Source organism: Bacillus cereus group sp. BfR-BA-01522 (genome assembly GCF_022662635.1).
GTDB classification, from domain to species: Bacteria; Bacillota; Bacilli; order Bacillales; family Bacillaceae_G; genus Bacillus_A; species Bacillus_A cytotoxicus.
This window is the reverse complement of record NZ_JAKUDY010000039.1, coordinates 1-1137: the sequence shown is the minus strand read 5'-3', so window position 1 is coordinate 1137 and position 1137 is coordinate 1. Positions and strand designations below refer to the sequence as shown.

Genomic DNA, 1137 nt, shown 5'->3' with positions numbered 1-1137 from the left:
CCACTTTTGAATGGACATACTTTGCATTTTTCAATATCAAAATAGTAGGTATGACTTTGACTATTGTTTGTTCCCTTTTTCCCCGTACGTGCTCTACGAACAGCCATATGTCCAGCTTTACAGACATACATACCCGCATCTTTATTAAACTCAAATTCATCTTCTTTTTTACGTGGCCCTTGTGTCACAATAGGGTTTAATTTCGATACTAATTGTAATTGATTTTGGTTGGCATATTGAATATTATTTTTCTCAGAATAAGCAGTATCCCCAATAACTGTATCAATTTCCATTCCTGTTTCACGACTTTTTTCAATCAATGTTTGAAGGTATTTTCCATCGCTTTTTTCACCCGTTGTAATCACCGCAGCTGTAATGATGCGTTCTTCATTCATCGCAATATGTGTTTTGTAACCAAAGAAAGAAGAATCCGCTGTTTTATGTCCAATTCGCGCATCAGGATCTTGCGAAAATTGGAGGTGTTCTTGGTGATCTTCTACGATTTCTTTTAAATAATTCAGTTTCTCTTTCACATTTGGATATTCACGAATGATTTCCTCTTTTTCTACTGTTTCAATTACTTTTTGACAATATTCAAGTTCGTCACTTAAGTCATCTGTCATTGTTTTTGGTGGGAACTTTTCCTTCATTCCTTCGTCAACTTGATAAACAGCTTTGCGGAGTAATTTGGATTTCTCCATTAAAAATTCTTTCGGCGATTTTTGATTGAAGCGTGCTTTTGTATGCGTGGCATCAACAATAATAGATTTATTTTTAATCAAGTTTTTTTCGAGTGCAATTTCCACTGTTTTTTGAATGAGCATGTCAAGTAACCCTACATCTGTCAGACGAAGCTTGCGGAACTTCGTTAATGAACTAGGGTCAATGACCATATCTTCTGGTGCCATATCTAAAAAATATTTAAAGGACATATCGTATTTTGAGCGTTCCACAACATCTACATCGGATAAATCAAAAATAGATTTTAGTAATAAATATTTAAACATACGAACAGGCGGCACTGCATTGCGACCGTTATCGAGACAATATTTATCTTGTAGTTCTTCTAAAACAAAAGAAAAGTCTACCAGTTCATTCAATTGACGAAGCATATTATCCTTTGGTACAACGATATCG

The 1137-nt window shown here is 34.8% G+C and carries 1 protein-coding gene; it reads right to left on the bottom strand.

Annotated elements, in window-relative coordinates; translation table 11 throughout:
* A partial coding sequence (locus MR059_RS21475; protein ID WP_242162030.1) for an IS1182-like element ISBcy1 family transposase occupies positions 1 to 1137 on the bottom strand: 1137 nt, incomplete at both ends.